The organism is Streptomyces calidiresistens, from assembly GCF_014141525.1.
Classification (GTDB): domain Bacteria; phylum Actinomycetota; class Actinomycetes; order Streptomycetales; family Streptomycetaceae; genus Streptomyces; species Streptomyces calidiresistens.
On the sequence record NZ_VKHS01000696.1, the window covers coordinates 1 to 2,905 of the forward strand.

Annotated in this window: 2 protein-coding genes; one reads left to right on the forward strand and one right to left on the reverse strand. The window is 74.6% G+C overall.

The features are described 5' to 3' along the window. Window positions 1-1,252: YihY/virulence factor BrkB family protein (locus tag FOE67_RS21590; RefSeq protein ID WP_438874279.1), on the reverse strand; the 1,252-nt coding region annotated here is incomplete at its 3' end. 19 nt (window positions 1,253-1,271) lie between these two features. On the opposite strand from FOE67_RS21590, the gene FOE67_RS21595 reads away from it, so the two are divergent. Further along, window positions 1,272-2,905: acyl-CoA dehydrogenase family protein (locus FOE67_RS21595; protein WP_182666506.1), on the forward strand; the 1,634-nt coding region annotated here is incomplete at its 3' end.

Below are 2,905 nucleotides of genomic sequence, written 5' to 3' on the forward strand. Positions count from 1 at the left end.
CCCGCTCCCCGTCCCGGTCCGTGCCCTCGCCGCCCCCCGAGCGCAGCCGCTTGATCTGCCGGCGCAGTTCCGCGGGGCTGAGCGACTCCGCCAACAGGCGGGCGAACCGGTTGCTGTCGGATTCCTCGACGCCCTCCTTGTCGGCCCGGGTGCGGCGCTCGCGGATCGCCTCCCGCACGGCCAGCAGCGCCGCCTCGCGGGCCCGGTCGGTCTCCGCCCGGGCCGCGGCGGTGGTGGCGGCCGGCCACACCCGGTCCAGGGCGGCGTTCAGGGCCGCCCCGACCAGCACGGCGAAGGCCGACAGGCCCAGCCACAGCAGGATGGCCACCGGCACCGCGAGGGAGCCGTAGATGCTCTGCCCCTCGACGGTGGTGCGCAGGTAGACCCGCATGCCCCAGGCGCAGGCCGCCCAGATCCCCAGCGCCACCAGCGCCCCGGGCAGGTCCTCGCGCCAGGGCGAGCGGACGGGCACGGCCACGTGGTAGAGGGTCGTGAGGAAGCCGACGCACAGCGCCACCACCACCGGCCAGTACAGCGGGCGCATCACCGGTTCCAGCTGCGGCACCCAGGTGAACATCAGGTCCGGTCCGATGGCCAGGGCCGGCACCACGATCGCGCCCACCACGAGGCTGATCACGTACATGGTGAAGGCCAGCAGTCGGGTGGCGGCGGGGTTGCGGTGGCCGTCGAGGCCGTACATCACGGTGATGGTGCCGACGAAGACGTTCACGGCCCGGGATCCGGACCACAGGGCGACGATGAAGCCGATCGACATGATGTCGGGCCGGGCGCCCTGCACCAGGTCGTCGATGAGCGGACGGACCACGTCCTCCACGCCCCGGTCGGACAGGAGCAGGCTCGAGGCGTCCAGGATCTGCAGCCGCACCCACTCCAGGGTGTTGGTGCCGGCGACGGCGTCGAGGCTGCTGAGCAGGCCGACCAGGCCCAGCAGCAGCGGGGGCAGCGACAGGAGGGTGAAGAAGGCCGACTCGGCCGCCAGGCCGATCACCCGGTGCTCGGAGCACGAGGTGGCGGTGTCCTTCAGCAGCAGCCACAGCACCTTCGCCTTGGGGATGTCGCGGTAGCGGGCGCGCCGCAGCCCCTCCTCCCCGGAGACGGGGGAGGCGCCGGAGGGTTCCCCGCCCACCGCCTCGGCCGTGCGGGCGGCGTGCGGATCCTCGGGGCCCGGGCCACCGGTGGGGGGACGGTCGTCCCGATCATCGGGTCCCGGGGATGGTTTCTCGGTGGCCACGACACCTAACGTAGCCGGCATGGAGAGCCGTGCCACCGCCGCCACCCACACCGTGACCAATCAGCCGCCGGAGATCACCGGCCGGGACGCCTTCGCCGATGACCTGCCGCTGCGCGAGGCCGTCGCCCGGCACGCCCGGCCGGAACTGCGGGAGGGGATCGCCGCCGAGCTGTCGGTCCTGGGGCGGGACGCCGGGTCGGCGGAGTGGCGGCGGGCCGGGGAGCGGGCCGACGCCCACCCGCCGGAGCCGCGCACCCACGACCGGTTCGGGCACCGGATCGACGAGGTGGAGTTCCACCCCGACTGGCACCGGCTGCTGGGCCGGGCCGTGGAGGGCGGGCTGACCGACGCCTGGAACCGCCCCGACGGGCACCTGCGGCGGGCGGCCGGCTTCCACGTGTGGACCCGGGTGGAGGCCGGGCACGGCTGTCCGCTGTCGATGACGCACGCGGCGGTGCCGGCGCTGCGCGCGGATCGGGAGATCGCGGCGTTCTGGGAGCCGCTGCTGACCTCCCGGCGGTACGACCCCGGACTGCGGCCCGCCGGGGAGAAGGCGGGCGTGCTCGCCGGCATGGGGATGACGGAGAAGCAGGGCGGCTCGGACGTGCGGTCGGGCACCACCCGGGCGGAGCCGATCCCCGGTGGGGAGGGGCTGTACGCGCTGACCGGGCACAAGTGGTTCTGCTCGGCCCCCATGTCGGACCTCTTCCTGGTGCTGGCCCACGCCCCGGGCGGGTTGAGCTGCTTCCTGCTGCCGCGCGTGCTGCCGGACGGGACCCGCAACGCCTTCCGGATCCAGCGGCTGAAGACCAAGCTCGGCAACCGCGCCAACGCCTCCTCGGAGGTGGAGTTCGACGGCACCACGGTGGCCCGACTGGTCGGCGAGGAGGGGCGCGGGGTGGCGACCATCATCGGGATGGTCTCCGCGACCCGCCTGGACTGCGTGACGGGCTCGGCGTCCCTGATGCGCGAGGCGCTGACCCGGGCGGTGCACCACACCGCGCACCGGGAGGCGTTCGGCGGGCGGCTGGTGGACAAGCCGCTGATGCGCAACGTGCTGGCGGACCTGGCACTGGAGTCGGAGGCCGCGACGGCCCTGGCGATGCGGCTGGCGGCGGCGTACGACCGCGCGGAGGCCGGCGACGCGGCGGAGCGGCACCTGTTGCGGATCGCGCTGCCGGCGGCGAAGTACCGGGTGACCAAGGTGTGCACCCCGATGGTGGCCGAGGCGTTGGAGTGCCTGGGCGGCAACGGCTACGTCGAGGAGTCGGGGATGCCGCGGCTGCTGCGCGAGGCACCGGTGAACTCGATCTGGGAGGGCTCGGGGAACGTGCAGGCGCTGGACGTGCTGCGGGCGCTGCAACGGGAGCCGGGGGCGTTGAACGCGCTGCTGTCGGAGCTGGGCCGGGCCTCGGGGGCCGACCACCGCTTCGACGCGGCGATCAAGGAGCTGCTGACGGAGCTGTCGGACCTGGAGGGGATGGAGGGGCGGGCCCGACGCCCGGCCGAGCGGATCGCGCTGCTGCTCCAGGGATCACTGCTGGTGCGGTACGCGCCGCCGGCGGTGGCCGACGCCTTCTGCGCCTCCCGGCTCGGCGGGGAGGGCGGCGGGGCGTTCGGGACGCTGCCGGGCGGGGTGGACACCCGGTCGAT